The 26098-nt window shown below is 67.1% G+C and carries 25 protein-coding genes; 19 read left to right on the top strand and 6 right to left on the bottom strand.

The annotated features are described in order from the left end of the window. Positions 1-56: 56 nt before the first annotated feature. Entirely contained in the window at positions 57-827 is a 771-nt protein-coding gene (locus tag ROP_RS26565) for a FadR/GntR family transcriptional regulator (RefSeq protein ID WP_015889101.1), read from the bottom strand. Between the two features lie 222 nt (positions 828-1049). Between ROP_RS26565 and ROP_RS26560 the strand changes: the two genes are divergently transcribed. The 3 genes from ROP_RS26560 to ROP_RS26550 are packed head-to-tail and all read left to right on the top strand — an operon-like array spanning position 1050 to position 4498. Further along, a complete protein-coding gene (locus ROP_RS26560; RefSeq protein ID WP_015889100.1) occupies positions 1050-2654 on the top strand; it encodes a bifunctional 3-(3-hydroxy-phenyl)propionate/3-hydroxycinnamic acid hydroxylase in 1605 nt (534 codons plus the stop codon). A gap of 24 nt (positions 2655-2678) precedes the next feature. Then, complete coding sequence (locus ROP_RS26555; RefSeq protein ID WP_015889099.1) at positions 2679-3560, top strand: fumarylacetoacetate hydrolase family protein; 882 nt, start codon at positions 2679-2681, stop codon at positions 3558-3560. An 11-nt stretch (positions 3561-3571) separates the two neighbouring features. Next, the gene (locus tag ROP_RS26550; protein WP_015889098.1) at positions 3572-4498 is read left to right on the top strand and encodes a VOC family protein; all 927 of its coding nucleotides are present in this window, start codon (positions 3572-3574) and stop codon (positions 4496-4498) included. Between the two features lie 350 nt (positions 4499-4848). On the opposite strand, the gene ROP_RS26545 is transcribed toward ROP_RS26550, so the two are convergent. Beyond that, positions 4849-5724 carry a fumarylacetoacetate hydrolase family protein gene (locus ROP_RS26545; RefSeq protein ID WP_015889097.1) on the bottom strand — a complete coding sequence of 292 codons (876 nt, stop codon included), beginning with the start codon at positions 5722-5724 and terminating at the stop codon, positions 4849-4851. Between the two features lie 237 nt (positions 5725-5961). On the opposite strand from ROP_RS26545, the gene ROP_RS26540 reads away from it, so the two are divergent. The 7 genes from ROP_RS26540 (at position 5962) to ROP_RS40560 (ending at position 11631) form a co-directional block, all read left to right on the top strand. Continuing rightward, a complete protein-coding gene (locus tag ROP_RS26540; RefSeq protein ID WP_015889096.1) occupies positions 5962-6984 on the top strand; it encodes an AraC family transcriptional regulator in 1023 nt (340 codons plus the stop codon). A gap of 286 nt (positions 6985-7270) precedes the next feature. Further along, positions 7271-7843: a VOC family protein gene (locus ROP_RS26535; RefSeq protein WP_015889095.1), complete on the top strand. Its 573-nt coding sequence runs from the start codon at positions 7271-7273 to the stop codon at positions 7841-7843. Between the two features lie 36 nt (positions 7844-7879). Continuing rightward, positions 7880-8449 carry a flavin reductase family protein gene (locus tag ROP_RS26530; RefSeq protein WP_015889094.1) on the top strand — a complete coding sequence of 190 codons (570 nt, stop codon included), beginning with the start codon at positions 7880-7882 and terminating at the stop codon, positions 8447-8449. 61 nt (positions 8450-8510) lie between these two features. Then, positions 8511-9716, top strand: a complete 1206-nt coding sequence (locus ROP_RS26525) for an oxidoreductase (RefSeq protein WP_015889093.1) — start codon at positions 8511-8513, stop codon at positions 9714-9716. 59 nt (positions 9717-9775) lie between these two features. Continuing rightward, a complete protein-coding gene (locus tag ROP_RS26520) occupies positions 9776-10675 on the top strand; it encodes an alpha/beta fold hydrolase (protein ID WP_015889092.1) in 900 nt (299 codons plus the stop codon). Between the two features lie 24 nt (positions 10676-10699). After that, positions 10700-11227 (top strand): hypothetical protein, encoded by a 528-nt coding sequence (locus ROP_RS26515; RefSeq protein ID WP_015889091.1) that lies wholly within the window; start codon positions 10700-10702, stop codon positions 11225-11227. Beyond that, on the top strand, positions 11224-11631 hold the full coding sequence (locus ROP_RS40560) for a nuclear transport factor 2 family protein (RefSeq protein ID WP_015889090.1): 408 nt from the start codon (positions 11224-11226) through the stop codon (positions 11629-11631). The genes ROP_RS26515 and ROP_RS40560 overlap by 4 nt, the downstream gene beginning before the upstream one ends. A 47-nt stretch (positions 11632-11678) precedes the next feature. On the opposite strand, the gene ROP_RS26505 is transcribed toward ROP_RS40560, so the two are convergent. Next, positions 11679-12566 (bottom strand): LysR substrate-binding domain-containing protein, encoded by an 888-nt coding sequence (locus tag ROP_RS26505; protein WP_015889089.1) that lies wholly within the window; start codon positions 12564-12566, stop codon positions 11679-11681. 133 nt (positions 12567-12699) lie between these two features. On the opposite strand from ROP_RS26505, the gene ROP_RS26500 reads away from it, so the two are divergent. From ROP_RS26500 to leuD, 7 genes are all read left to right on the top strand, one after another. Next, positions 12700-13278, top strand: a complete 579-nt coding sequence (locus tag ROP_RS26500) for a nuclear transport factor 2 family protein (RefSeq protein WP_015889088.1) — start codon at positions 12700-12702, stop codon at positions 13276-13278. After that, entirely contained in the window at positions 13275-14381 is a 1107-nt protein-coding gene (locus ROP_RS26495; RefSeq protein WP_015889087.1) for an amidohydrolase family protein, read from the top strand. The genes ROP_RS26500 and ROP_RS26495 overlap by 4 nt, the downstream gene beginning before the upstream one ends. A 9-nt stretch (positions 14382-14390) precedes the next feature. Beyond that, complete coding sequence (locus tag ROP_RS26490) at positions 14391-15383, top strand: amidohydrolase family protein (RefSeq protein WP_015889086.1); 993 nt, start codon at positions 14391-14393, stop codon at positions 15381-15383. 151 nt (positions 15384-15534) lie between these two features. After that, on the top strand, positions 15535-17142 hold the full coding sequence (locus ROP_RS26485; RefSeq protein ID WP_015889085.1) for an SLC13 family permease: 1608 nt from the start codon (positions 15535-15537) through the stop codon (positions 17140-17142). Positions 17143-17370: 228 nt separating this feature from the next. Then, the gene (locus ROP_RS26480; protein ID WP_015889084.1) at positions 17371-18720 is read left to right on the top strand and encodes a 2-hydroxycarboxylate transporter family protein; all 1350 of its coding nucleotides are present in this window, start codon (positions 17371-17373) and stop codon (positions 18718-18720) included. 43 nt (positions 18721-18763) lie between these two features. Beyond that, complete coding sequence (gene leuC / locus ROP_RS26475; RefSeq protein WP_043826815.1) at positions 18764-20164, top strand: 3-isopropylmalate dehydratase large subunit; 1401 nt, start codon at positions 18764-18766, stop codon at positions 20162-20164. Positions 20165-20192: 28 nt separating this feature from the next. Next, entirely contained in the window at positions 20193-20792 is a 600-nt protein-coding gene (gene leuD / locus ROP_RS26470) for a 3-isopropylmalate dehydratase small subunit (protein ID WP_015889082.1), read from the top strand. A gap of 26 nt (positions 20793-20818) precedes the next feature. On the opposite strand, the gene ROP_RS26465 is transcribed toward leuD, so the two are convergent. Continuing rightward, the gene (locus tag ROP_RS26465) at positions 20819-21304 is read right to left on the bottom strand and encodes an Lrp/AsnC family transcriptional regulator (protein WP_015889081.1); all 486 of its coding nucleotides are present in this window, start codon (positions 21302-21304) and stop codon (positions 20819-20821) included. Positions 21305-21438: 134 nt separating this feature from the next. Between ROP_RS26465 and ROP_RS26460 the strand changes: the two genes are divergently transcribed. Further along, positions 21439-22167, top strand: a complete 729-nt coding sequence (locus ROP_RS26460; protein WP_015889080.1) for an RraA family protein — start codon at positions 21439-21441, stop codon at positions 22165-22167. A gap of 112 nt (positions 22168-22279) precedes the next feature. On the opposite strand, the gene ROP_RS26455 is transcribed toward ROP_RS26460, so the two are convergent. Further along, positions 22280-23560, bottom strand: coding sequence for a Glu/Leu/Phe/Val dehydrogenase dimerization domain-containing protein (locus ROP_RS26455; protein WP_015889079.1), 1281 nt, complete (start codon positions 23558-23560; stop codon positions 22280-22282). Positions 23561-23746: 186 nt separating this feature from the next. Here ROP_RS26455 and ROP_RS26450 point away from each other — a divergent pair, with 186 nt between their 5' ends. After that, the gene (locus tag ROP_RS26450; RefSeq protein ID WP_015889078.1) at positions 23747-24670 is read left to right on the top strand and encodes a LysR family transcriptional regulator; all 924 of its coding nucleotides are present in this window, start codon (positions 23747-23749) and stop codon (positions 24668-24670) included. A gap of 6 nt (positions 24671-24676) precedes the next feature. On the opposite strand, the gene ROP_RS26445 is transcribed toward ROP_RS26450, so the two are convergent. Further along, positions 24677-26047: an MFS transporter gene (locus tag ROP_RS26445; RefSeq protein WP_015889077.1), complete on the bottom strand. Its 1371-nt coding sequence runs from the start codon at positions 26045-26047 to the stop codon at positions 24677-24679. Positions 26048-26098: the final 51 nt, after the last annotated feature.

The following is a 26098-nucleotide window of genomic DNA, read 5'->3' as shown; positions in this document are numbered from 1 at the left end:
GAATCGTGCGGACGAGCTGGAAGCAGGACGTCGGCCGGCGATCGCGCGCTCGACTGTCAATCGACGCCCTGGGCCCGGCGGGGTAGCGGCACCGGCGCTCGTTCGGAGTCGTCGTGCACCGAGGCCTGGGTGGTGTTGTGCTCATGGATGAGCCGGAGTGCGCGGTCGCGGTCACGGCGGTCGAGTGCGTCGACGAGATCGACGTGGAGTTGCTGACGTTCGGCGATGTATTCCGACAAGGGCCGGTCACCGACGGGTTCCACCGAGACGGTGTGGGATTCGATCAGATCGAGCAGGCTCAGGTAGATCGATTTCAAGATGCTGTTGGGACTGACCCGCGCAATCGCGGCATGCAGGTCCCAGTTGGCACGCACGAATCCCGTCGAGTCCCCGGCGTCGGCAGCTTCTTGCATCACGGCGAGAGCCACCCTCATCCGGGCGATGTCCGCTGCCGAGCTGTGCTGGAGTGCGTCCTCGATGAGCAGCGGGTCCAGAGTGTCGCGGATGCGGACGGCGTCCGCGACATCACCTTCCGCGGCGTCGAGGGAGAGGATGGAGTTCCCGAGCCGGGCGATGGGGGTGGGTGAAGCGGCGAACAGTCCCCCACCCGGCCCCGAGCGGACGGTGATCACGCCGCGCGACTGCAGAATGCGCAGTGCTTCGTTGAAGGTGCCCTTCGCGACGCCACATTGTTCCTGAAGTTCTTTCTTGGTGCCGAGGCGAGCGCCGGGCGGCGCCTGCTCCGCGAGTTGGCCGATGGCCAGCGCGGCCTGCTCGGTGCGGCTCAGCGATGCGTCCATCATCATCCGCTGCGCGAGATCGGTCATCGTGTCCTCGTTCCGTCGTCCCCAGCTCCGAGTTGTCCCGTCACTCTCGCCACTGGAGCGGAGTAAGCAAATTTTACCCTATTGAGCATTCTCGATAGGTATTGATTCGGTCGGAATGCTTGACATGCGAGGCGAGTCACAGCATTCTGTGTCTATTGAACATGCTCAATAGGGCTGAATTGATGTACCTATTGCACTCGAACCCGAGGAAGAGCACCCAATATGCAGGACAACACCCACGACGTCGTGATCGTCGGCGCCGGACCCGTAGGTCTGGCGCTGGGACGAATGCTCGGTCTGCGCGGTCACGACGTCGCAATCCTCGAACGCTGGCCCGAACCGTACCCACTGCCCCGCGCGGTCCACTTCGACGACGAGATCGGCCGCGTCTTCCAGTCCATGAACCTGGCCGACGAGATCAGGGCGATCTCCGAGGCGGTTCCCGACTGCTACGAGTGGCGCAATGCCGCCGGGGAATCGCTGGTGAAGATCGACTGGTCCGGGACAGGCCCCAGCGGGTGGCCGACGGCCAGCTTCTTCTCCCAACCTCAGCTCGAGAAGGTCCTCGGCGCAGCGGTCGAGGAGATGCCGAACGTCACCCTGCTCCGCGGCGCCGAGGTCGTGGGTATCGACGAGCGCGCCGACGACGTCGAGGTGACCTTCACCAGCACCGTCGTCAAGCAGCGTCGGATGTCGGCCCGGTTCGTGATCGGCTGCGACGGTGCCAACAGCTTCGTCCGCCAGCGGATGGATGCCACCATGCACGATCAGGGCTTCTTCTTCGACTGGCTGATCGTCGACACCATTCCGCTCGACGACCGCGAGTGGGCGCCGCAGAACTGGCAACTGTGCGATCCGACCCGGCCGACCACCGTGGTGTCCGGTGGACCGGGACGCCGCCGCTGGGAATTCATGCGCCTTCCCGGTGAGACCCGGGATGAGCTGAATACTCCGGAGAAGGCGTGGGAACTGCTCGCCGCGTGGGATCGCACCCCGGAGAACAGCGAGCTCCAACGGCACGCCGTCTACACCTTCGCCGCACGCTGGGCGGACCGCTGGAACTCCGGCCGTCTCGCCATCGCCGGTGACGCCGCGCACCAGATGCCGCCCTTCGCCGGGCAGGGCATGTGCTCGGGCATCCGGGACGCGGCCAACCTGTCGTGGAAGCTCGATCGGATCCTGCGCGGAGAATCGGACCTCGCTCTGCTCGATTCCTACACCTCCGAGCGCAGTGAGCACCTGCAGCATGCGATCACGATGTCCGTCGAACTCGGGCGGGTCATCTGCGTGCTCGATGAGAAGGTGGCCGCCGAACGCGACACCCGCATGATCGCGGGCGGCGCCGACCCCGCGAAGGTTCTGCCCGTCACCGCCCTTCCCGTCCTCGGCGAGGGCGTCACCTCGCACGGCCGGCTGGGCGGAACCCTGGCACCGCAATTTCCGGTGCAGAGCGGCGACGACCGCACGGCTCTCTTCGACGAGGTCACCGGCTACGGCAGCGTCCTGCTGGTGCGCGGTGATGCACCGTCTGGGCAGCTGGAGCCCGCGCTGGGTCCGCTGCTTGCCAACACCGGTGTCCGGGTGCGGACCGTCGAGAGGGTCGGTGCACCGGACCTGCTCGACAGCTCCGGGCAGTGGGTGAACTGGTTTGACGCACATCGCATCCGCGCCGTACTCATCCGACCGGACCACTACGTCTTCGCCGCCGTCACCGACGCCGACACCGACACCACCGAACTGCCGGAACTGCTCACCGAATACCGCCACCGGCTCCGCGCCCTGACCCCCACCCCCGCCAATCTCCACACCGCAGCGACCACTGTCTAACCTCACTCCAGGAGAACTTGTTTCATGCGTATCGCCAATATCGACAACCGCGCCGCACTCGTCATCGGCGACGAGGGCGGCGAGCGGGGCATCGACCTCGCCCACGCCTCCCATGGCCGGTTCGGACCTGGCCCGCAGGCCGTCTACGAAGACTTCGGCGCCGTCACCGCCTGGGCCGCCGAACAGGACCTCTCGGCTCTGGCCGACGACAGCTTCGCGATCGAGCGCAGCCGACTCGGCGCGCCGTCACCGACTCCCCGGCAGGTATTCGCGGTCGGCCTGAACTACCACGCCCACGCCGCCGAATCCGGATTCGACTCCCCCACCCACCTGCCACCGGTATTCACCAAGTACGCCTCCAGCTTCTCCGGCCCCGACACCGACGTCGTGATTCCCGCCGGCGGCAACGTCGACTGGGAGATCGAACTCGTCGTCGTCATCGGCCGCGAAACCAGCAACATCGACGTCGCTGACGCCTGGTCGAATGTCGCCGGTCTCACGGTCGGCCAGGACATCTCCGAACGGATCACTCAGACCCGCGGTCCCGCACCACAGTTCGGACTCGGAAAGTCCTTCGCCGGGTTCTCCCCGCAGGGCCCCTGGCTGGTGACCCCGGACGAGTTCGCCGACCCGGACGACCTCGAACTCGGCTGCGCCATCGACGGTGAAGAAGTGCAGAAAGGCCGCACCCGGGACCTGATCTTCCCGGTCTCACAGCTGATCGCCACCCTCTCCCGCAATGTGACCCTCTACCCCGGGGACGTCATCTTCACCGGCACCCCCGCCGGCGTCGGCGTCGGCCGCGAACCGCAACGGTTCCTGCAGGTCGGCGAGAAGCTCGACAGCTGGATCGACGGCATCGGTCAGCTGCACCAGCGCTTCGTCGCCGACCCCGGCGCGAAATAAAGGACGCGATCATGGCACTGCACGGACTCGGCAAGGTCACCATCGGCGTTCCCAACGTCGCCGACACCATCGCCTATTACATCGATTTCGGACTCGAGCACCGCGGGAACGGGGTGTTCGCCACCCGCAACGGCGGCGAACAACTCGAGATCGTGCACGCCCCGACCCGTCGGCTGGTCGAATTGACCGTCGCCGCCGACGACGCCGACGACATCGCCGCGACCACCAGGCGGTTGCACGGACTCGGCTTGGCGCTCGACGAGGACGGCACGTCCGTCCGCACCGTCGAACCGATCACCGGCACGATCGTCAGGGTGGCGGTCCGGCCCCGCATCGTCATCGACCCTGCCGTCGCGGCCACCCCCTACAACGGTCCGGGCCGAATCGACCGCTGGGGACGGGCACCGTTCCTCACCCGCACCGATGCGGTGCGACCCCGCAAGCTCGGGCACGCGGTGATCGGGTCCACCGACCTCGAGACGACGATGAAGTTCTTCACCGACGGACTCGGCTTCAAGGTCAGCGACTACATGGGCGACAAGGCCGCATTCCTGCGCTGCTCCGTCGAGCACCACAACGTCCTCGTCATGGCCGCACCGGTGAACTTCATGCACCACACCAGCTGGCAGGTCGACGACATCGACGAGGTCGGCCGCGGCGCGCACGCCATGCTCGACGGCAACCCCGAACGACACATCTGGGGTCTCGGACGGCACTACGCCGGCGCAAATTTCTTCTGGTACCTCAAGGACCCGGCGGGGAACTTCTCCGAGTACTACTCCGACATGGACACCGTCCCCGAGGACGAACTCTGGTCACCGGAAGTGCTGCACGGACTGCAAGGCCTCTACGCCTGGGGGCCACCTCCGCCGCCGTCGTTCCTCGAACCCGACGACCTCGCCGCCCTGATGACCGGAGCACACTCCACCACGGGGTGAACTGGTTGGAATGTGCGTGCCATGCGCACCCAGCCCGACGAATACGGGTCCGTGCCGCGACCGGAGCGCCTCTTCACCCGCGGGCACGGGCCATGTGGGTGCGGCCCGGGGGGTCGGTGGTCGATCCCCGGGCCGCACCTACGGGGTGGAAAGACCGCCGTCGCTGCCGCCGTGACCCTGGAACTGGTCGCCTCGGGCACCACGTCACGCGAGTCGATCTATCAGAGGTCGACTCCGCCGAAGATGCTCTGGCGCATCGAGTCCGGGTTTTCCGAGTCTGCGGCGGCGAGTCGCATCGTCGCGGTCGACGGACTCGAGCGGATCGTCCGGCCGATGGCCGCCGCCGACAGCTACCGGAGGTCTGCGACGAACCTCTGGTGCAGCTCGCCGATTCCGCCGATCCAGCTGGTCAGCTGCTCACCCGGCTGCAGGAAGCGGGGCGGCTTCTGCCCCACGCCCACACCGGCGGGAGTGCCGGTGAAGATCACGTCTCCGGGGTAGAGGGTCACGGTCTCCGACAGGGCCGCGATCACCGACGGAACGGGGAAGATCAGATCGCTGGTGCGACTCTTCTGGACCTCCTCGCCGTCGATGGCGCAGCCCAACTCCAGGTCGTCGGGGTTTGCGAACTCGTCGGGGGTGACCAGCCACGGCCCCTGCGGCGAGAAACCGGCGAAGGATTTCCCGAGGCCGAACTGGGCTGCCGGTCCGCGTAGCTGCGAGATGCGTTCGGAGATGTCCTGTCCCACCGTCAGACCCGCCACGTGTGACCAGGCGTCGGCGACGGCGACGCGGCTCGTCTCGCGGCCGATGACGACGACCAACTCCACCTCCCAGTCGACATTGCCGGCGGCCGGGATGCTCACCTCGCTGTCGGGCCCGGAGAAACTGGAGACGTACTTCGTGAACACCGGTGGCAGCGCCGTGGGTGAGTCGAATCCGGACTCGGCCGCATGATCGTGGTAGTTCAGGCCGATCGCGAACACCTGCCGCGGAGCCGGGGACGGCGCCCCGAGCCTGCTCCGGTCGATCGCGACCCCGTCCCGGGCGAGACCGGACAGATCCTCGGCCGCCGCCCACGCGATGACCTCTTCCCATGCCGGGTAGACGTCGGCCAGTGCGGGACCGAATCGGCCCCGGGACGCGGTGGCCAGATCCACTGCCCGCTCGGCTCCCACCTCGCCGACCACCAGAGCGGCACGATCGTCGATGTTGGCTAACCGCATGAAAATCCTCAATTCGTCGTAATACTGTCCGCGGCGGGTGACAAAGCCTCGAACAGTGGGCTATAAAGTGTGACCCAGGTCATGGTCGACTCGAACCTATGCGGAGACGTATCCGTGGAGCTATCCGATACGCGCACCGGAACGTCCGGCGTGCGAAGTACGCCCATCGCGACAGTGGTCCCCGACTCGACCGTGCTCGTATCATGAGCCGAGAACACCAGAAGGCAAGGATCAACCATGGTCGAAGTGCCGGCGTCGGCTTTCACCGACGAGACCGCCCGGTCCCGTCGTGGGATTTTCTGCGCCACCGATGATTTCGACGTGTATCGGGCCAGCATCAACGATGCCTACTACCCGGCCCGGCTCGAGATCCTCGGCAGCGCACAGCACCTGTCGGATGCGCGGATGCTGGCGGTCCGCCTGACCCACATGACCGTGGGCGTCGTCCACTTCGGCGCCGATGTCCTCATCGACCCGGGCGATGTCTGTGGCTATCACATCGACCTTCCGCTGTCGGGATCCCTCGATACCAGCTGCGGCCCGCAGAGCGTGGTGGCGACCCCACAGCGGGCGGCGGTGTACACCCCGGGTGAGCACACGTTCCTCTCCAAATGGGCGGCCGACAACACGCAGGTCAGCATCAAGATCGATCGGGCCGCGCTCGAACAGGAACTCGGCCGGATCCTTGGCCGGCCGGTGAACAAGCGGGTGCGCTTCGACATCGGTTTCGACCTGACCACCCCGGCCGGCCGGCGGTGGGCGTCAACGCTGCAGATCCTCCTCGACACGATCGCCGACCCCGGTCCGATTCCGGATCCCGCCCTGATCGCGCAGGTCGGCCACCTCGAACGTGCCCTGATCAGCGGGTTGCTGGCCAATCAGGGACACTCGATGAGCGAAGCGATCCTCAGCAGCGGCGAGGACTCCGACAACCCGGCAGCGGTGCGCAAGGTCCTCGACCTGCTCCAGGCGGCACCGGGGGCCCAGCACACCGTCCCCGATCTCGCCGAGGCCGCCGGGATCGGCGTGCGACAACTGCAAAAACTGTTCCTCGACCGGTTCGAGATGAGCCCGTCGGAGTATGTGCGCAATATGCGGCTGGACGGGGTGCGGGCCGATCTGCTCGAGCGCGACCCCGACTGCACGGTGAGTGAGGTCGCGTTCCGGTGGGGTTTCAACCACCTCGGCCGGTTCGCGCAGTACTACGAGCAGAAGTTCGGCGAAACTCCCTCGCGGACACTCGGCAACCGCCAGAGCTGACGACGGCGTCGTCGCCCCTGTCAGCGACGCTCTCTGCGCCGGTTCGCCTACTGGACGACCGGTAACGCAAACCGGATATTCACACCCCTGCGCCGGCTCTAACGTGAATCTCAACCGGAAGTGAGCCAGGTAACAGGAAGCGACGAGGCAGCCTCAGGTCACCGATCAACCCGGAAGGGTGCCGGACCTGGGATGCACACGCGAACTCGTTGCCGGACAAGCTCACCCGTTCCACGAACGTAGTCAGCGGTGCTTTGCGCACCCCTCCACAGGAGAGTGAACCGTCATGTCGGCAACCCCGAAATTCGCGCACGTCGTCTTCCAGACCGCCCAGCCCACCGAGATGCGGGACTTCTACTGCGCGGTCCTCGACGGACACGTCGTCTACCAGGACAAGGCGTTGTGCTTCATCACCTTCGACGAGGAGCACCACCGCGTCGCCCTGCTGACCCCGCCGATGCCGCTCGAACGCAAGAGCCCGATCACCGCGGCCGCGCATCACGTCGCCTACACCTTCGACCACCTCGACGACCTCCTCGACCGCTACGAACTGCTCCGCGACAAAGGGGTTCTGCCCGCCGTCTCCATCGCACACGGGGTGACCACCTCGCTGTACTACCAGGACCCGGACGACAACTTCGTCGAAATGCAGATCGACAACTTCGCCGAACCCGAGCAGGCCACCGAGTACATGCACGGTCCCGAATACGCCGGCGACTCCGTCGGACCCGCGTTCGATCCCGAGGCCATGCTGGCTGCCCGCCGCAGCGGCGCCTCCGTCGACGAGCTCACCAACCGCGCCTGGGCGCTGAAGGCCGAACTGCCCGACCCGATGACCGTCCTCGTCGGCGCCCACTGACCTGACCCACCCACCCACGACCCGGGGAGGCCCATCATGACCACCACCTCCGACATCGCGCCCACCACCGAGTCCGGCATCGATCCGAAGCGTTTCCGGGATCTGATGGCCCGGGTCTGCGCACCGGTGACGATCGTGACCACCACCGACGGCGACGGCCCGCACGGGGCGACGGCGAGCTCGTTCGCGGCCCTGTCCCAGGATCCGCCGCTGATCACCGTGGCCTTCGACCGCCGGTCGGCACTGCTGGCCCGGATCGTGGCCGCGGGCCGGTTCGGGGTCAACCTGCTCCACCACGGGCAGGAGGACCTCGCGATGCGTTTCGCCAGCCGTGGAACCGGCGGCGAACGATTCGCCGGAACCCCGTGGCACGCGGACACCGGACTTCCCCGCCTCGACGACGCCGCCGGCTGGGTGACGTGTGAGCTGTACGACACCGTCGAGGGCGGTGACCATCTACTCCTGATCGGGCTGGTCACCAAGGCCTGCAACGTCGAACGGCCGCCACTGGTCTACGCCAATCGCACCTTCGGCACCCACTCCCGGTTCACCGAACGTCCCCGCCGCCCGATCATCGACCACATCACCGCCTGCACCTCGGACTGACGACCCCGCCAAGTCCGGTAAGGCCGCCCTCCCCATCCGAAGAACTTCGAAGGAATTCCCGATGACCACTGTCACCGACACCCCGCTCACCACCGTCCCCAGTGCCGACGAGATCGTCGGCCGAGTCCGCGATCTGCAGCCGATGCTGGCGAAGAACTCCGCGCAAGGAGAAGCGGACCGCCGCGTCGTCGAGGAGTCGATCACCGCCCTCACCGACGCCGGCGCCTTCAAGATCGCCCAGCCCCGCCGCTACGGCGGCTACGAAACCTCGATGCGCACCATGCTCGACGTGTCCGCCGCGGTCGGCGAGGCCGACGGCGGCACCGCCTGGGTCGTCACCCTCTGCAACGTCTGCGCCTGGCTGACCGGCCTGTTCCCCGAACAGGCACAGGACGACGTCTGGGCCGACACGCCGGATGCGAAGGTGTCCGGAGTGCTCTCGCCGACGTCGGAGGCAGTCAAGGTCGAGGGCGGCTTCAAGGTGACCGGCCGCTGGTACTACAACTCTGGCTCCTGGCACGCGAGCTGGGCGGTCCTGGGCATCCCGATCACCAACGCGGACGGCGAGGTGATCGACCAGGGACTGGCCCTGATCCCCCGCACGGACCTCGGTTTCGAGGAAACCTGGTTCGTCGCCGGCATGAAGTCCTCCGGGTCGAACTGCCTGATCGCCACCGACGTATTCGTCCCCGAGCACCGCATCATGCCCGTCCCCGCCGCGATCGGCGGCGACTACGCCACCGAGCACACCGACGAGATCCTCTACCGGTCGGCGTTCGTTCCGCTGCTCTCGCTCGTGCTTGCCGGCCCGCAGCTCGGCCTGGGACGCAAGGCCCTCGAACTGGTCACCGCCAAAGCGGACACGAAGGCCATTTCCTACACCTTCTACACCGCCCAGTCCGACTCGGTGGCGTTCCAGCTCCAGATCGCCGAGGCCGCGATGCTCATCGACACCGCCCACCTGCACGCCTACCGCGCCGCCGACGACATCGACGCCGCTGCGGCACGCGGCGTCTACCCCGACGTGATCGCCCGTTCCCGTGTCCGCGCCGACACGGGCTGGGTCCTCGACCACATCACCAAGGCCATCAACATCCTCGTCTCCGCACACGGCGCCGGCAGCTTCGGGGAAAACAATCCACTGCAACGCATCTGGCGTGACTCGAATGTCGCTGCACGTCATGCGGTGACCTTGCCGGCAGTCAACTACGAGGTGTACGGCAAGGCCCTCCTCGGCCGCGACGACCAGATCACGCCCCTCATCTGAACACCGACCCGGGGCGAGGCTGCGTACTCACCCAGCCTCGCCCGAACGGAGACGACCTCATGCGCACACTCAGCACCGTCGTACAGGGCCACCGCCTTGCGGCACACCTGCATCCCGCGACCCACCGGAACCCGCAGGCGCCCCTACTCGTTGCCCTGCACGGTGGCCTCTACACCGGGCGGTACTTCGACGTGCCGGGGTCGGCTGCCGGATCGTTCAGGGACATCGCCAACACCAACGGATTCGACCTGATCACCATCGACCGCCCCGGATACGGCGACAGCGACGTGCTCGACGAGGCAGAGAACACCTTCGCCCGGCAGGCCGAACTCCTCGACGGCGCCATCGGACACCTTCTCGCCTCCTACGAGGACGCTGCCGGTGTCGTGCTCGTGGGACACTCCATCGGCGGAATGATCGGCCTCGAGGTCGCCGCCTGCCACCCCGACTGGAACCTCCTCGGCATCTCCGCCACGGGGATGGGCGCCCGCATCCCCGACCAGGGCGCCGCCGAGGAACTCGGCACCCTACCGCTGCACGGGGTCGTGGACGTCCCGATCCCCGAGCGGGAAAAACTGTGGTACGGACCGGAGGGCAGCTACACCGCGGAGGCAGTCGAGGCAGCACGGCACTCCTACGCCCCGGCGCCCATGGTGGAACTGGCCGCCGCACCGAGGTGGGCGGCCACCCGGCTCACCGGCGTCGCCGCCGCAGTCGACGTCCCGGTGCACCATGCCCTCGCCGAATTCGACGCACTCTGGGATTCCTCCCCCGATTCCCGTGAACTCTTCCTGTCGAAGTTCTCCGACAATCCCCGGGTCGAATCCGAAATCGTTCCGGGTGTGGGGCATTGCCTCGACCACCACATCACCGGAGCTGTCCTGCATCTGCGACAGCTCGCCTTCGCCCTCGACTGTGCGTCGGTTTCGCGCCGCAACGTCCCTGCTCCTGCACGCTGACTCACCGAATCGAGAGATAAAGTCATGTCCGACAACACCACCCACCCCGACTGCCTGATGTGCACCCAGGAGGAGTCCGGTGCGGACGCAGCGGTCTTCCGTGACGACCTGTGGGCCGGGGAGATCGTATCCGGTATGGAAGTGCCCGGCTGGTTCGTGCTGCGAGCCCGCCGGCACGCCGAACGCATCACCGGTCTCGACGACGCCGAACTGGACACCCTCGGCCGCCGGGCCCGCGATCTGACCGCAGCGGTCACCGAAGTCACCGGTGCCCCCGCAACCTATTTGATGGTCTTCGGGGAGAACCACAAGCACTTCCACGCCCTCATCGCCGCCCGCGGGGACGACGTTCCCGCCGACCGCCGCAGCGGCAAGATCCTCCAGCTCGTCACCGAACGGGCCGATCCTGGTGCCGCCGCCGAGCTGCTTCCCGCCGTGCGGGAGGCATATGCCCGCCATGCATCGGAGAAAATGCGGCCGGAACAGCACTCGCACTTCCTCCGCAACAGACTGCCCGACGCTCCGTTCGGCGATCAGGTGTCGACCCGGTGACCGGACACCCGACCGAACTGGACGACACCGGCTACCGGACAGGGTTTCTCGAAGCCGAACGCGCCCGGCTCGTGGCGATGGCCGACGGTGACCTGAACACTCTGGATGCGCTGATCGCCGACAGCGCGCTCTACATTCACTCCTCGGGCGAGATCGACACCAAGCGCGAGTACCTGGCGAAGCTGGCCACCGGCCAATTCCGGTATGCGACGGTCACCGCGGACGATCCTCACGTGACCGCTCTGGAATCGGCCATCGCGCTCTCCTACATCATGCACGCGGACCTGATCTTCCCCACCGGGCCGCGTCGGATCCATGCCCGCGCCACCGCGATCTGGCGGAGATACGACGACGGCATCCGCCTCGAGCTGTTCCAGTCCACCCCGATGCCGGCCGAGCGCTGAGCGACGTGTCGCGCACCCCGGCGGGGTCATCGGCGGGATGCGCCCGGCTACTCGATCACCGAGAGTGCGATCGCCAGCAGCGCTCGCGCCGCGCCGCTGGTCTCCTCACCCCGGCTCAGCACCAGCAACTCCGCGACGACGCCCGATTCCGCCAGGGGACGAAACGCCAGACCCGGGATCGCAATGTTGGCGGTCTGTGCCGGAACCAGCGCCACACCGAGGCCGGCGGACGCCATCGCCAGCACGCTGAGGGTGCTCGGCAGGTGGCGGACGCGGTCGGGGGGATGCCCACCGAGTTGCTCCCGCAGGTCGCCGACCGTCGAATCATCCTCACCACCTGCGGAATACACCAGCAGCAGCTCCTCGCCGAGGTCCCGGATGGGCACAGTTCGCCGGTCGGCGAGCCGGTGCCGATCGGACATCGCCACCACCAGCGGCGAGGTCCCTATCCGATCGGCGCGCAGGTCCGGATGTGTCACCGCCCCGAATCCCGGGCTGTACCCGACGTCCAGTTCACCGGCCAGGATCGCCTCCCCCTGTGCTCGCGGCACCAGCTCCCGCACCTCGATCCTAGATTGCGGATACCGCTCGTGGAATATCTCCAGGTCTCGCCCGAGCTTGCCGATCAGTACCGCCACCCCCGCGAAACCGACACGCACGGAGCCGATCTCACCGCGCATGGAGCGCTGCGCCGTCGTCTTCGCCCACTCGGCCTGGGCCAGCGCGCGCCGGGCCTCGACCAGGAAGGCGGTACCGGCCTCGGTCAACTCGACGCGGCGACTGGTCCGCACGAACAACGGCCCACCCAGTTCCTTCTCGAGCGCCCGAACCTGCATGCTCAGCGTCGGCTGCACCACATGCAGCCGCTCGGCAGCGCGTCCGAAGTGCCGTTCCTCGGCGACCGCCACGAAGTACCGCAGGTGACGCAATTCCACCGCTCACCACCACTCATCATTCCAAATGATTGATCAGTCAGATCTTTCTCATTGTAATGATGACGGGTGGGGAGCACGCTGAAAGGGGGACCGCCGAAAGCCCGACCCCCTACGCCACGAAAGCGAAGAACGAATGGATTCCTACCTCGCCGACCGACGAGCGATCGACGACCTCATGACCGGCTGGATGCGGCGCGACCTCGCCCAGTGGGATTCGATGCGGGAGCTCTTCCACCCGGACGGAGTCATCGAAATCACCTGGTTCCGAGGACTCTTCACCGACTTCGTCGATGCCTCCGCTCGCATGGGTGCCTCCGACCTGAGAACCAAGCACGTGATCACCGCACCTGTCGTGACGTTCCGCGGTGACCGAGCGGTCGCCGAGACCAACGCGATCGTGGTCGCCGAGAACGGGAAGCTGGCATTGGGCTGCCAGAGCCACAACCGCTTCTACGACCGCATCGAAAAACGCGACGGCACCTGGAAGATCGTCGACCGGCGCAGCATCTACGACATGGGCTCGTTCACCTTCCCCCGCGGGATCGTCGACATCGACGCCGACACCGTCGAGTATCCGCCCGAGTACGCCGCCCTGGCCTACCTCCTCGACAAGAGCGGATTCCCCGTCACCGGCGTCTTCGCCACCAAGGGCAGCGACCTCGAAACCGACATCAAACAATCAGCACAGCTGTGGTTGGAGGGCAACCAGTGACCACCCGCATCTCCAATGTCCGTGTCTTCGACGGGGAACAGTTACTCCCCGACCGCAAGGACGTCACCTTCGACGCCACCGGGATCCTCGCCATCGTCCCTGCCGGCTCCACCACAGCCGGACGCGAGCCGACCACCGACATCGACGGTGCCGGCGCCACTCTGCTGCCCGGGCTGATCGACGCGCACATTCACCTCCACGGCCGTGACACGCTGCAGCAACTCGCGAACTTCGGCGTGACCACCGGCCTCGACATGGCCACCTGGCCGGGCGGGAAACTCGCCTCACTCCGCGACATCGCCGGACGCGAGGGGCTCACCGACCTCCGCAGCCCCGGCCTGCCCGCGATCGGCCCTGGCGGTATCCATGCCCACTTCGTTCCCGACGAGGGAGTGGTCACCAGCCCCGACCAGGCCGCGCGATTCGTCGACGCCCGCATCGCCGAGGGCGCCGACTACATCAAGATCGTGGCCGAGGCGCCCGGTGACGGCGGACCCGATCGGCCCACCCTGACCGCACTCGTGGACGCGGCGCACACACACGCGAAGAAAGTCATTGCCCACGCCGCCACACCCGGTGCGTTCGCGATGGCACTCGACGCCGGGGCCGACATTCTCACCCACATTCCGCTGGGTCCGCCCCTGGACGCCGACACCGTACAACGCATGGCCGACAGCAACGCGGTCGCCGTCCCCACCCTGGCCTTGATGGAAGGGATCGCCTCCGCACACGGGAACGCGCAGGCGTTCGCCGGATCGCTGCGCAGCGTGACCGCACAGCAGCAGGAAGGCGTCATTGTGCTGGCGGGCACGGACGCCAACGCCGAACCCGGAGCCCCCGCCCAAGTCCGACACGGGACGAGTCTGCACCACGAACTCGCACTGCTCGTCGATGCCGCCTTCACTCCGATCGAGGCGTTGCGCGCCGCGACAAGCCGCACCGCCGACGTGTTCGACCTACCCGACCGCGGCCGTATCCGTCCGGGCCTGCGCGCGGACCTGCTGCTCGTCGACGGCGATCCCACCGTCTCGGTGACCGCCACCCGCAACATCCGCGCCGTCTATATCGCCGGAGTACCCGTTCAGCGATCCGCCACCGAATAGGGAGCACCCATGAGGATCATCACCCTCGAAGAGCACTACCTCGACCCTGCGATCGCCGCCGCCAGCGCCCCCCTTGCCCGAGAGCTGAGCCCGGATTTCGCGGCCGCCTACGATCCCGCCAGCGGGCTCAGCTACACCCCCTCCGCGCAGGTCCTCCAGGATCTCGGCCAACGCCGGATCGCCGACATGGACACCCACGGCATCAGCATGCAGGTCCTGTCGTGCCTGACCACCCAGCAGGTCCCGGCAGACGTGGCACCGGATCTGGTCCGCGCCGCCAATGACACCGCCGCGGCCGCCGTCCGCGCGCACCCGGACCGCTTCGCAGCCTTCGCCGCCCTACCGACCACCGCCCCCGACGCGGCCGCCACCGAACTCGCCCGCTGCATCGACGACCTCGGATTCGTCGGCACCATGATCAACGGCCGCACCGACGGCGAATTCCTCGACGCACCCCGCTTCGACCCGATCCTGGCCACCGCCGCCGCCCGCAACGTGCCGATCTATCTACACCCGGCGGTGCCGCCGCGCGCAACCTCCGACTCCAACTACGCCGGCCTCGCGCCGCTGGTCACCGCACGCCTGCAGACCAGCGCCTGGGGCTGGCACCAGGAAACCGCCGTCCACTTTCTGCACCTGGTGCTTTCCGGAGTCCTCGACCGCTACCCGAACCTCCAATTCATCCTCGGGCACTGGGGCGAGATGATCCCCTTCTACCTCGACCGGCTCGACGAAGCCCTGCCTCAGGCTGTGACCAACCTCGACCGCACCATCTCCGACTACGTCCGCGAGAACGTCTACATCACCCCGTCCGGCATGTTCAACCAGGCGCAACTGCAATACTGCGTCGAAACCCTCGGCGTCGACCGCATCCTCTATTCCGTCGACTACCCCTTCATCGGCAACGACGGCGCCGTCTCCTTCCTCGACGAGGCGAACCTCCCCGACGAAGCGAAACACCAGATTGCCCACCAGAACACCGAAAAGCTCCTCGGCCTCTGAATCAGCCCCCGCGGGGTGACGCGGCATCGACCGAGAATGGCCCACTGATAAACGCAAGGGGTCGGGCATCTCGACTACCCGCCGTGAAACGACTAATTCGCTCAGTTCGTGGGTACTACTTCCGTACTTATCGAGATTTCAGGAAGTAGCCATGGCAGCCGAGAACCAGGGCGACCGAACCGACGTCGACAAGGCGCTGCTCGGGCACGCAACGTATCGCAGTCTCGGTGAGCAGCGGCTCTCACCGGCCGAGGAACGGTTCGAGAAGGGCCGTCGAACGATCGGTCTCTTCCTGGCGCCGCTGATCACGGTCGTATTCCTCGCCCTTCCCATCGAGATCCCGCCGCAACAGCAGACGTTGGCCGGCGTCTTGCTGGGCGTGATCGTGCTGTGGGTGACCGAGGCGGTGCCGATCCCGATCGGCGGGCTGCTCGGTGTGGCGGTCGTCGTGTTCCTGGGGGTGGCGCCTGCGGACGAAGTCCTTGCCGCGTTCGGGTCGTCGACGATCTTCACCTTCATCGGAGCATTCATCCTCGCGCAGGCGATGCTGAAGCATGGGGTGGCGCGGCGGTTCGCGTTTCGGATCCTGACCCTGCCGCGAGTCGGCCGGTCGACAACCGGAGTCATCCTCGCGTTCGGTGCGATCACGTGCGGGCTCTCGGCTTTCGTCTCGAACACCGCCACCGTGGCCATGCTTCTGCCCACCGCGCTGGGCATCCTCGGCGTCATCGCCAAGGTCATGCAACATCGCGGTGTCGTCGCACCGGACTTCGATCCGCTGCGGGTGCGCGTGGGGGCTGCGATCATGTTGATGCTCGCGTACGGGGCGAGCGTCGGCGGCTTGCTGACACCGGTCGGGAGCCCACCGAACCTCATCGGACGTGGGCTCATCGAGGAGGCCACCGGCGAGCGAATCAGTTTCGGGCAGTGGATGGTGATGGCCATCCCGATCTGCCTGCTGATGTTCATCGCGCTTGCGGTCGTCCTGCTGCGCCTCAACAAGCCGGAGATCCGCCGTATCGAAGGCGTCGCCGACTATCTGGAGCAGCAGCGCGCGGACATGGGTCCGCTCTCGCGTGCGGAGAAGAACACGCTCGTCGCGTTCGGTGTGACGGTGACGCTGTGGATCGTGCCTGGCGTCGTCGCGGTGATCGCGGGCAACGACTCCGAGATCTACACCACCGTCAGCGACCGGCTCGACGAGGGCATGGTCGCGGTGTTCGGGGCGGCGTTGCTGTACCTGCTGCCGACCGATTGGGAGAACCGTGAATTCACGCTGCGCTGGCGGGATGCAGCAGAGATCGACTGGGGCACGATCGTGCTGTTCGGCACCGGCATCATCTTCGGGTCCCTGCTGGCCGACAGCGGCCTCGCCGAGACGATCGGCACATCCGTCGCAGACACGCTGGGCCTGACGAGCGTCGTCGCCATCACCGTCTTCGCCGTGCTGCTCGCCATTGTCGTCTCGGAGACGACCAGCAACACGGCATCGGCGGCAGTCGTGGTGCCGATCGTGATCCCGGTGGCGGTGGCGGCCGGTGTCAACCCCTTCGTACCGGCGCTCGCGGCCACGTTCGCCGCATCGTTCGGCTTCATGCTTCCGGTCTCGACCCCACAGAACGCGGTGGTCTACGGCTCCGGCGCCGTCCCGATCACCACGATGATTCGCAGCGGTGTGGCCTTCGACATCGTCGGTGCGCTCCTGATCATCATCTTCCTGCCCGTGATGATCAGCGTCGTCGGCCTCGGCGCCGGGTGAACGGCACACGGCTCTTCCGGACACCGTGCTCGAATCGGCTGTCGCCGGACCACCTGTCCAAATTGGGCTAGCGCTCATGCCTCCGAAATGGACCATTGGTATCGATATCCGGCAGCCAGTGGAAGTGTCGGCTAGCGGACCGCTACCGTCCCTGACCAGGTGATGTGAATCACTTCCCCAAACTTTCGTGATCGGCGCAGCCCCGCCGACGCGGTGCAGGAGGCGAACGTGAAGATCAAGGATGCGGTACCCGGCACGGAGGCGCCGGCTCCGGCCCGACACGGGTCGCAACGAGCGAAGATCCTGTCGATGCCGTGGCCGTGGTACCTCGCGCTGGTCGCGGTCGGCCTGGCCGCCGTGTACACCGGCACCCTCCCGGAGAACATCTTCGGCGGTCTGGCCATCGCCATGATCATCGGCTGTGGCCTGTTCTGGATCGGCGACCGCACGCCGGCGCTGTCCGCGATCGGCGGTGGCCCCCTGTTGTGTGTGTTCGTGCCGGCGCTCGTCGTGTACTTCGGTCTGGTTCCGGACAGCTTCGCCGTGATCGTCAAGGACTGGTTCACCGGCTACGGGTTCGTCGAGATTCTGGTGGCCTCGATCATCGCGGGCAGCATCCTCGGCATGGACCGACGGTTCCTGATCAAGGCGGGCGGCCGATTCTGCCTGGTGATCGTGGTGGCATTCGCCGTCGTCGTCACCGTCATCGGGTCGCTCGCCGCGGTCACCGGTTTCGGATTCAAGACCGCGATCCTCGACGTCACGATCCCGATCATGGCCGGCGGCATCTCCGGTGGTGCGATCCCGTTGTCGCAGATGTACGCCGACACCATCGGCGGCGACGCCCAGCAGTACATGTCGGGCATCGTGCCGCCGATCATCTGCGCGAACCTGCTGTGCATCGTGCTCGCGTCGGTGTACGCCAACCTGACCCGCCGACGGACGAAACTGTTCGTCGGCTTCAACGGCCACGGCGAGATGCTGCGGATCAAGGCCACCCCCGAGCAGGTTGCCGCGGTGACCGACAAACGCCCGCTGACGATCAGCGGACTCGGCACCGGCCTGCTGATGACCGGCGCGATCTACCTCGTCGGCGCGATGCTGCAGGCCGCGGTTCCGCCGGTCCACCTCTACGCCTGGGTCATCCTGCTCACCGCGGCCATCAAGCTGTCGGGTGTGCTGCCGGCCGAGGTGGAGGAGTCGACCACCGAGTGGTACCAGTTCGTCGTCACACTGTGGGTTCCGGCGGCACTGGTCGGGATCGGAGTGTCCCTGATCGACATCAATCAGATCGCCGAACTCGCCTCCCGCCCCGCCTATCTCGCGTTCACGATCGCCACGGTGCTCGTCACCGCGCTGACCGCCGGATTCGTGGGCTGGCTGCTGAAGCTGTACTTCATGGAGTCGTCGATCACGGCCGGCCTGTGCATGACCGACCTCGGCGGGTCCGGCGACATCGCCACCCTCGGCACCACCCGGCGGATGCACCTGCTGCCGTTCGCGCAGATCACCTCCCGGCTCGGCGGTGGGTTGGTGCTGCTGTCGGCGTCGGGTTTCCTGGCCTACTTCTACGGCTGACCTGCCGCCGTTCCCGCGTTCGACACAAGAAGAAGGAATGTTCATGGGTAAGACACTGGCCGAAAAGGTGTGGGACGCACACGTGGTGCGCCGCGACGAGGGCGAGCCGGACCTGCTCTACATCGACATGCACCTGCTGCACGAGGTGAACACCCCGCAGGCGTTCGACGGGCTCCGGGCCAGCGGCCGCACGGTGCGCCGACCCGACCTGACGCTGGGCACCGAGGACCACAACACCCCCACCGTCGCAGTGGACAAGGAGATCGTCGATCCCGCGGCCCGCGAGCAGGTGTCGCTGATGCACAAGAACTGTGCGGAGTTCGGGATCGAGTTGTTCCGGCTCGGCGAGGAACATCAGGGCATCGTGCACGTCATCGGACCGGAACTGGGCCTGTCCCATCCGGGTTCGACGATCGTCTGCTGCGATTCGCACACCGCCACCCAGGGCGCCTTCGGATCGTTGGCGTTCGGGATCGGCACCAGCCAGGTCGAGCACGTCCTGGCCACCCAGACGCTGCCGATGGGGCGGCTGAAGAACATGGCCGTCACCGTGAACGGATCGCTGCCCGAGGGGGTGACGGCGAAGGACCTGATCCTGGCGATCATCGCGCGGGTCGGCACCGCCGGCGGACAGGGCCACATCATCGAATACCGCGGCCAGGCCATCGACGAGCTGTCGATGGAGGGCCGGATGACGGTGTGCAACATGTCCGTCGAGGCCGGGTCGCGGGCCGGGATGATCGCCCCGGACGAGAAGACCTTCGCATATCTGCGGGGCCGGCCCGCCGCCCCGGGTGCAGACCGGTGGGATGCCGAAGTAGCGTACTGGCGCACCCTGTTCACCGACGAGGACGCCGTCTTCGACAAGGAGGTCGTCATCGACGCCTCCACCCTCACCCCGTTCGTGTCCTGGGGCACCACCCCCGCGCAGAGCGCACCGCTGGGGGACCCGGTCCCCCATCCGGAGGCGTTCGCGGACCCGGTCGAGCGGGCCGCCGTGCAGCGAGCACAGGAGTACATGGACATCGTCCCCGGACGCCCGGTTCGCGGGCTGCCGGTCGACGTCGTGTTCATCGGCTCGTGCACGAACAGCCGCATCGAGGACCTGCGCGAGGTCGCGCGCGTCCTCGACGGCCGGAAGGTCGCGCCCGGGGTCGACCTGATGATCGTGCCCGGGTCGATGAAGGTGCGTCAGCAGGCGATCGACGAGGGCCTGAACGAGGTGTTCGAGGCCGCCGGGGCGGGACTGCGGTTCGCCGGCTGCTCGATGTGCGCGGCGTTGAACGAGGATCGGCTCACCCCCGGCCAGCGCGCCGCGTCGACGAACAACCGCAACTTCGAGGGCCGGCAGGGCAAGGGCTCGCGCACCCACATCGTCTCCCCCGCCGTCGCCGCGGCGACCGCCGTCGCCGGCCACCTCGCCGCACCCGCCGACCTGACCTGAGCCGTCACACTCTCCGAATCGAGACCCCATGGAACCGTTCACCGTGCACACCGGCGTCGCCGCCCCCTTGCGGCGCACCGACGTCGACACCGACCAGATCATCCCTGTCCGCTTCCTCACCCACAGTTCCCGGACCGGCTTCTCCGACAAGCTCTTCCACGACTGGCGCGAGGAGCCCGACTTCGTCCTCAACGATCCGGCCTACGCCGGATCGACCATCCTGGTCGCCGGCCGGGACTTCGGCACCGGGTCGTCGCGCGAGTACGCGGTATGGGCGTTGCAGAACTACGGATTCCGTGCCGTGATCGCGCCCCGCTTCGGGGACATCTTCCGCGGTAACGCCCTCACCAACGGTCTGCTCACGGTGACCTTGCCCAGCGACATCATCGAACAACTGTGGGCGCTGCTCGAATCCGATCCCGGACACGAGGTCACCGTCGACCTGGTCGCACGGCGGGTACGGGCCGGGGAGCTCACCGCCGCGTTCGAGCTCGACGACAACACCCGGTGGCGGCTACTCGATGGTCTCGACCACATCGACCTGACCCTCGCGCACACCGCCACGATCAGCGACTACGAACATCGGCGGCGTCCCGCACTGCCCTCCACCGCACTACTGACGGGCTGACCGCACAGATGGGCGGGCCGAGACCATCAGGGCGTCTCGGCCCGCTTCTTCTCCAGCAGCGGCACGATCCGCGGGGCGATGCGGCGACTGAGCACCAGTTCGGACTGGGTTCGCAACACCCCGTCGGTGGCGATCATCTCCTGCAACACCCGCTCGAAGTCCTCGTGATCCTTCGCCACCACCCGGCACAGCAGATCACCCTTCCCGGCAACGGAATTGACCTCGAGCACCTCGGGGATGTTGGCCAAGTGCGCACAGGTGGCATCCATCATCGCCTGCGCGATGTCCAGATGCACGAACGCCAGGATGGAATACCCGAGCGCGGTCGGCTGCATCTGCGGCCGGTAGCTGGTGATCACCCCGTCCCGGGCGAACTTGTCGAGCCTCGACTGCACGGTCCCCCGCGCCACGTTGAGGCGGCGGGCGTACTCCCGCACCCCGGCCTTGGGTTCCTCGACGATCAACTTCAACAGATCGAGGTCCAGCTTGTCCAGGTGGGTGGCCATCTGCATGGCCCCATTGTGCCGGACACACCGCCATCGACCTACCGAGTAGGACCGGTTGCCCAGAATTCCATACCGAATATCGACCACTAGCCCAATACGAGCCGAAGCCGAAAACCCATGTCTACCGAACGGAGAACACCATGCCCGTGTCCCCCTCCCCGGAATCGGCCAGCCGCGCCGCACTTTTGACGTCCCTGTCGCAGGTGGCCGACGTCTCCTGTGCGGTCGCCGACGCCCTCGACCAGTTGAATGTCGGGGCCGCGATCGGTGCCGGCGTCCTCGCACCGCTGCGCCGCGGGCAACGGATCTGTGGGCCCGCGGTGACGTTGCGGTACCGACGTCTGACCGGCGACGTCGTCGACAATCGGGCGGACGGGCTCGGTGCCCGACTCGGAGACCGAGACCTCTACAGCAGCGCCCGGCCCGGTGACGTCGCGGTGTTCGACTGCCCCACCCCGGCCGACACCGCGGTGGTCGGTGCGCTGTCCGCGCACTGGGCGCAGTTGGCCGGACTCGCCGGCTGTGTGGTCGGCGGCGCCGTCCGCGATTCGGTGTCCATCATCGACAGCGGCCTGCCGGTGTGGTCGATGGCCCGGACCCCGCACGCCGCCCGGTTCCGCTACGCCACCGAGTCGATCGGCGACCCGGTTCGCCTCGCCGGCCAGCTGGTCTTCCCGGGTGACATCGTCGTCGCCGACGACGACGGCGTCGCGATCATCCCGGCCGACCGGCTGTCCGAGGTGGTGAACATCTGCGTCGAAGCCGACCGGATCGAACACGAGCTGCTCGCACAGTTGCGGTCGAGTGACTCGATCGCCGACCTGCAGAGCACGCTTCGCCAGCGGCCGGTCACCGTGTTCGACCGCTGACAACCCGAGCACCGGGGCGTCAGCGGGCCCGGAATCCGCCGTCGGCGAGTGCTCTCCGGCGGCGATGTGATTCGCTGACGGCACGGCCGGTACTTCCCGCTGGTCGCACCCTTCACGGGATGGTGAGCGGCACAGCCAGGGGATCGGCCGGAGCCGGCGCGCTGCGGTGGGCCGCGACGAGGTCCCACGCGGTGTGCCGCGGCGCCGCGCCGTCCAGGATCCACTGCCCGAGCAGCAACGCCACCTTGGCCAGCATCTCGGTGCGCAACCGCTCGAACGAGTCCTCCGGGTCGGTGCCGACCTGACCGAGCAGTACCCACCAGGCCCAGGCGACTGCTCCGGCATTGGCGACGAAGTCCGGGACCACCGGAATGCCCCGGCCGGTGAGCACTGCCTCCGCCTGCGGGGTTGTCGCGGCATTCGCAGCTTCGATCACGACTTTCGCGGCGACGTGGTCGACGTTGTCCGTCGTGATCGCATAGGAGATCGCGGCCGGGACGAGGATGTCCGCCGCAGTGGCGATCACCGCCGCACTCGGCAACTGCTGAACATGCAGGGGCACGCGAGAGCGGTCGACCTCGCCGTAACTGTTGCGCAGGTCGAGCAGCGCAGGAATGTCCAGGCCGTCGGGGCAGTACAGCGTGCCCAGGGCGTCGGCGACAGCGACTACGCGCATACCGGCCTCGTGCAGATACCAGGCCGCGCCGCCTCCCATGGTGCCGATGCCCTGGATTGCCACCGTGGTGTCGGCCGGAGCCCATCCGCACGTGTTCACCGTGCCGATGCACGCCTGCGCGACTCCGTACCCGCCGATCACATCGCCGAGCAGAAATCCGCCGGGCACCGGAGCGTTCAACGCGGCCCGCACCCGGAGCAGAGTCCTCTGCGGATCTTCCGCACGGCTGATCGCCGCATGGTAGGACTGCTGAAGGCCGAGCCGCTCGAAGACGTCGTCGAGTAGATGCTGCGGCACCCCCAGATCTTCCGCGGTCACCCAGTGCGCGGCCAGCCACGGGCGCATCGCCTGACAGAACCGCTCCAGGACACCGACGGCGCGGGGGTCCTTCGGGTCGAAGTCGATGCCGCCCTTCGCCCCGCCGACAGGCAGGTCGAACGCCGCGGTCTTGGCCGCCATGCCGCTGGCCAGATCCTCCACCTCCGACATCGTGCAGCCTGCCCGCATCCGGGTGCCGCCGGTGGCCAGATCGGACACCAACGTGTGCACGACGAGGTAGCCAAGAGCTCCGGTGACCGGATCAGACCAGGTCACACGCAACAGGGGCTCGCCGCTGGGCACGGTCGCCGCATCGATCCGACGCTGCATCGCAGTGTTCTCGTCGTACTCGCGGTGCTCGGGGGTGCGGCCGAACCCGGATTCCGTCGTCATGGTCACCTCGAGTTACCCCAATCGTCCTCGGAAAGTCATCGTCGTTTCGACCGCTCGGCCGATGACGCCAGCGTGCGCGCGCTGGTGACCAGGCGTCCAGTTACGAATTTTGAAGGATTGCGTTCACGCTTTCTACACAGCGCACCGCGTGGTCCGGTTGGACGGTTCGGGTGGGATGCATAGGCTGGCGGCATGGAGCTGTCTCTGCGCCGGTTGCGGATGCTTCGGGAGTTACACCGCCGAGGCACCGTGACAGCCGCGGCGCTGGCCTTGCACTACACCACCTCCGCGGTGTCCCAACAGCTCACCCAGCTCGAACGCGATGTCGGCGCAAAGCTATTCGAGCGGCGCGGTCGGCGCGTACAGCTCACCGAGATCGGCCTGCTCCTCGCCGAGCATGCCGAGGACATCATGCGATCGGTGGACCGTGCGACGACCGCCCTCGAACAGACGCAGGACGGGGTCACCGCCCGATTGACCGTTGGCGTGTGGGCGTCCGTCGCGTCGAGCCTGCTGCCGAGTGCGCTGACGTTGCTGGCCGCCGAACATCCCGGCATCGAGGTGCGAACGAGGGAGCTCGCGCCGGAGGACACCGCGGTCGCGGTACTGGACGGCTCGCTGGACTTCTCGTTCGTGATCGACTATTCCGACTACCCGATGCAGTGGGACCCGGAGTTGACCCGAGTGGTGATCGCGGTGGAGCGACTGCACGCAGCGCTGCCTCCGGGAACGGTTTCCGCGAGAACCATGGCGCTGGCGGACCTCGCCGAGCATCCGTGGATCCTTGCGGGCCCCGGTTCGCATTTCGGCCGCGCGGTGCGGTTGGCCTGTCAGCGTTGCGGATTCGAACCCAGGATCAACCATGAGGTCGGCGAGCAGGCGACGGCACTCGCGATGGTGTCCGCGGGCCTGGGAGTCACCCTCGTCTCCGATCTCGGACTGACGCTGCGCCCACCCGGCATGGACGTCGTCGCGCTCACCGAACCGCTCATGCGGACGATCTCCATCGCCCATCGGGAGACGGCAGCGCACCGACAGCCGCTGCAACTGGTGATCGACGCCGTGCGCGCCGCGGCGGCGGCACAGGGGCTCGCCGCGCGGTCGCCGTACCCGTAGCCGGACTCAGCGGGGGCCCGAAGGCACAGGCACGCCCCACGCGCTCCCCTGCTCGCGATCGAGCACCGTGTCCGCCTTGTTCTTCAGCCCGAAGATGTAGACCAGCAGACTGATCCCGATCACGACCGTCACGTAGAAGATGAACCAGCCGACGTGACCGGCCGACTTGGACGCCTGGAACAGGACCGGCGCCGTGCCGCCGAAGACGGAGTTCGCGAGCGCATAGCCCAGTCCCACACCCAGGGCACGGATGTCGGCGGGGAACAGCTCGGCTTTCACGATCGCGTTGATCGAGGTGTACCCGGTGAGGATGATGTAACCGACCGCGACCAGCGCGAACGCCGCCAGCGACGAGGTCGTCTCCGGAAGGTAGGTGAGCAGCACATACGTGTAGAGCACGCCGCCCACCCCGAAGAAGATCAGCAGCGGCTTGCGTCCGACGCGGTCGCTGACGATCCCGCCGACCGGTTGCAGCAGCAACAGCAGAATCAGGCCCAGCAGGTTGATCCACGTCGCCGTCAGCGCCCGGTCTTCCCCGAACGTGGACTTCACGATCGCCGGCGCGTTGACGCTGTAGGTGTAGAACGCGACCGTGCCACCCGCCGTTATGAGAAACACCAGCAGCAGCGGACGCCAGTACGTGGTGAACAACGCCGTCAGGGAACCTGCCGTCCGGTCCTCACCCGCACGGATCGCCTCCAGATGCGACTCACTGAGCGACTCGTCCATCGAACGCCGAATCCACAGCACGACCAGAGCGGCGACGCCACCGATGAAGAAGCCGATCCGCCATCCCCAGTCATTCAACGTCTCGACATCGAGAACGCTGAGCGCAATCAGGAGCGTGAATTGCGCGAGCACGTGACCGCCCACGAGGGTCACGTACTGGAAGGACGACAGGAAGCCGCGCCGATTCGCGGTCGCCGCCTCGGACATGTACGTCGCCGACGTGCCGTACTCCCCGCCCGTGGCGAATCCCTGCACGAGCCGGGCGAGGACCAAGATCACCGCCGCCCAATACCCGAGAGTCTCGCGTGTCGGCATCACCGCCACCAGGAAGGAGCACGAAGACATGATGGTGATGCTGAGCATCAGGGCCGCCTTGCGGCCACGACGGTCGGCGAACCGGCCGAAGAACCAGGACCCCACCGGTCGCATGACGAAGGTGACCGCGAAGATCCCATAGATGTACAGCGTTGAGTTGGAGTCGTTCTCGTCGAAGAATTGCGCCTCGAAATACGTCGCGAAGACCGTGTATATGTACACGTCGTACCACTCGACGAGGTTTCCTGCCGAACCCTTCATCGTGTTGAGCACCGCCCGCCGGGTGCTCGTCGGAGCGCGGGTCGGACCGGACGGAGTCGCGTCATCGCTCATCCGTAGACGATAGCGGATCGACCGACCGTAACTGGGCGAGTCACTCGGAGG

Origin of the sequence: Rhodococcus opacus B4, assembly GCF_000010805.1 — a bacterium.
In the GTDB taxonomy this organism is placed as follows: domain Bacteria; phylum Actinomycetota; class Actinomycetes; order Mycobacteriales; family Mycobacteriaceae; genus Rhodococcus_F; species Rhodococcus_F opacus_C.
This window is presented reverse-complemented; position numbering and strand designations above follow the sequence as displayed.

What these genes read in the sequence shown, in the direction of transcription:
- ROP_RS26490 (WP_015889086.1), top strand. Translation starts at nt 14,391, where the DNA reads ATGAGGATCATCACCCTCGAAGAGCACTACCTCGACCCTGCGATCGCC.
- ROP_RS26535 (WP_015889095.1), top strand. Translation starts at nt 7,271, where the DNA reads ATGTCGGCAACCCCGAAATTCGCGCACGTCGTCTTCCAGACCGCCCAG.
- ROP_RS26500 (WP_015889088.1), top strand. Translation starts at nt 12,700, where the DNA reads ATGGATTCCTACCTCGCCGACCGACGAGCGATCGACGACCTCATGACC.
- ROP_RS26525 (WP_015889093.1), top strand. Translation starts at nt 8,511, where the DNA reads ATGACCACTGTCACCGACACCCCGCTCACCACCGTCCCCAGTGCCGAC.
- ROP_RS26560 (WP_015889100.1), top strand. Translation starts at nt 1,050, where the DNA reads ATGCAGGACAACACCCACGACGTCGTGATCGTCGGCGCCGGACCCGTA.
- leuC (WP_043826815.1), top strand. Translation starts at nt 18,764, where the DNA reads ATGGGTAAGACACTGGCCGAAAAGGTGTGGGACGCACACGTGGTGCGC.
- ROP_RS26460 (WP_015889080.1), top strand. Translation starts at nt 21,439, where the DNA reads ATGCCCGTGTCCCCCTCCCCGGAATCGGCCAGCCGCGCCGCACTTTTG.
- ROP_RS26565 (WP_015889101.1), bottom strand. Translation starts at nt 827, where the DNA reads ATGACCGATCTCGCGCAGCGGATGATGATGGACGCATCGCTGAGCCGC.
- ROP_RS26550 (WP_015889098.1), top strand. Translation starts at nt 3,572, where the DNA reads ATGGCACTGCACGGACTCGGCAAGGTCACCATCGGCGTTCCCAACGTC.
- ROP_RS26445 (WP_015889077.1), bottom strand. Translation starts at nt 26,047, where the DNA reads ATGAGCGATGACGCGACTCCGTCCGGTCCGACCCGCGCTCCGACGAGC.
- ROP_RS26485 (WP_015889085.1), top strand. Translation starts at nt 15,535, where the DNA reads ATGGCAGCCGAGAACCAGGGCGACCGAACCGACGTCGACAAGGCGCTG.
- ROP_RS26545 (WP_015889097.1), bottom strand. Translation starts at nt 5,724, where the DNA reads ATGCGGTTAGCCAACATCGACGATCGTGCCGCTCTGGTGGTCGGCGAG.
- ROP_RS26555 (WP_015889099.1), top strand. Translation starts at nt 2,679, where the DNA reads ATGCGTATCGCCAATATCGACAACCGCGCCGCACTCGTCATCGGCGAC.
- ROP_RS26465 (WP_015889081.1), bottom strand. Translation starts at nt 21,304, where the DNA reads ATGCAGATGGCCACCCACCTGGACAAGCTGGACCTCGATCTGTTGAAG.
- ROP_RS26515 (WP_015889091.1), top strand. Translation starts at nt 10,700, where the DNA reads ATGTCCGACAACACCACCCACCCCGACTGCCTGATGTGCACCCAGGAG.
- leuD (WP_015889082.1), top strand. Translation starts at nt 20,193, where the DNA reads ATGGAACCGTTCACCGTGCACACCGGCGTCGCCGCCCCCTTGCGGCGC.
- ROP_RS26450 (WP_015889078.1), top strand. Translation starts at nt 23,747, where the DNA reads ATGGAGCTGTCTCTGCGCCGGTTGCGGATGCTTCGGGAGTTACACCGC.
- ROP_RS26540 (WP_015889096.1), top strand. Translation starts at nt 5,962, where the DNA reads ATGGTCGAAGTGCCGGCGTCGGCTTTCACCGACGAGACCGCCCGGTCC.
- ROP_RS26530 (WP_015889094.1), top strand. Translation starts at nt 7,880, where the DNA reads ATGACCACCACCTCCGACATCGCGCCCACCACCGAGTCCGGCATCGAT.
- ROP_RS26520 (WP_015889092.1), top strand. Translation starts at nt 9,776, where the DNA reads ATGCGCACACTCAGCACCGTCGTACAGGGCCACCGCCTTGCGGCACAC.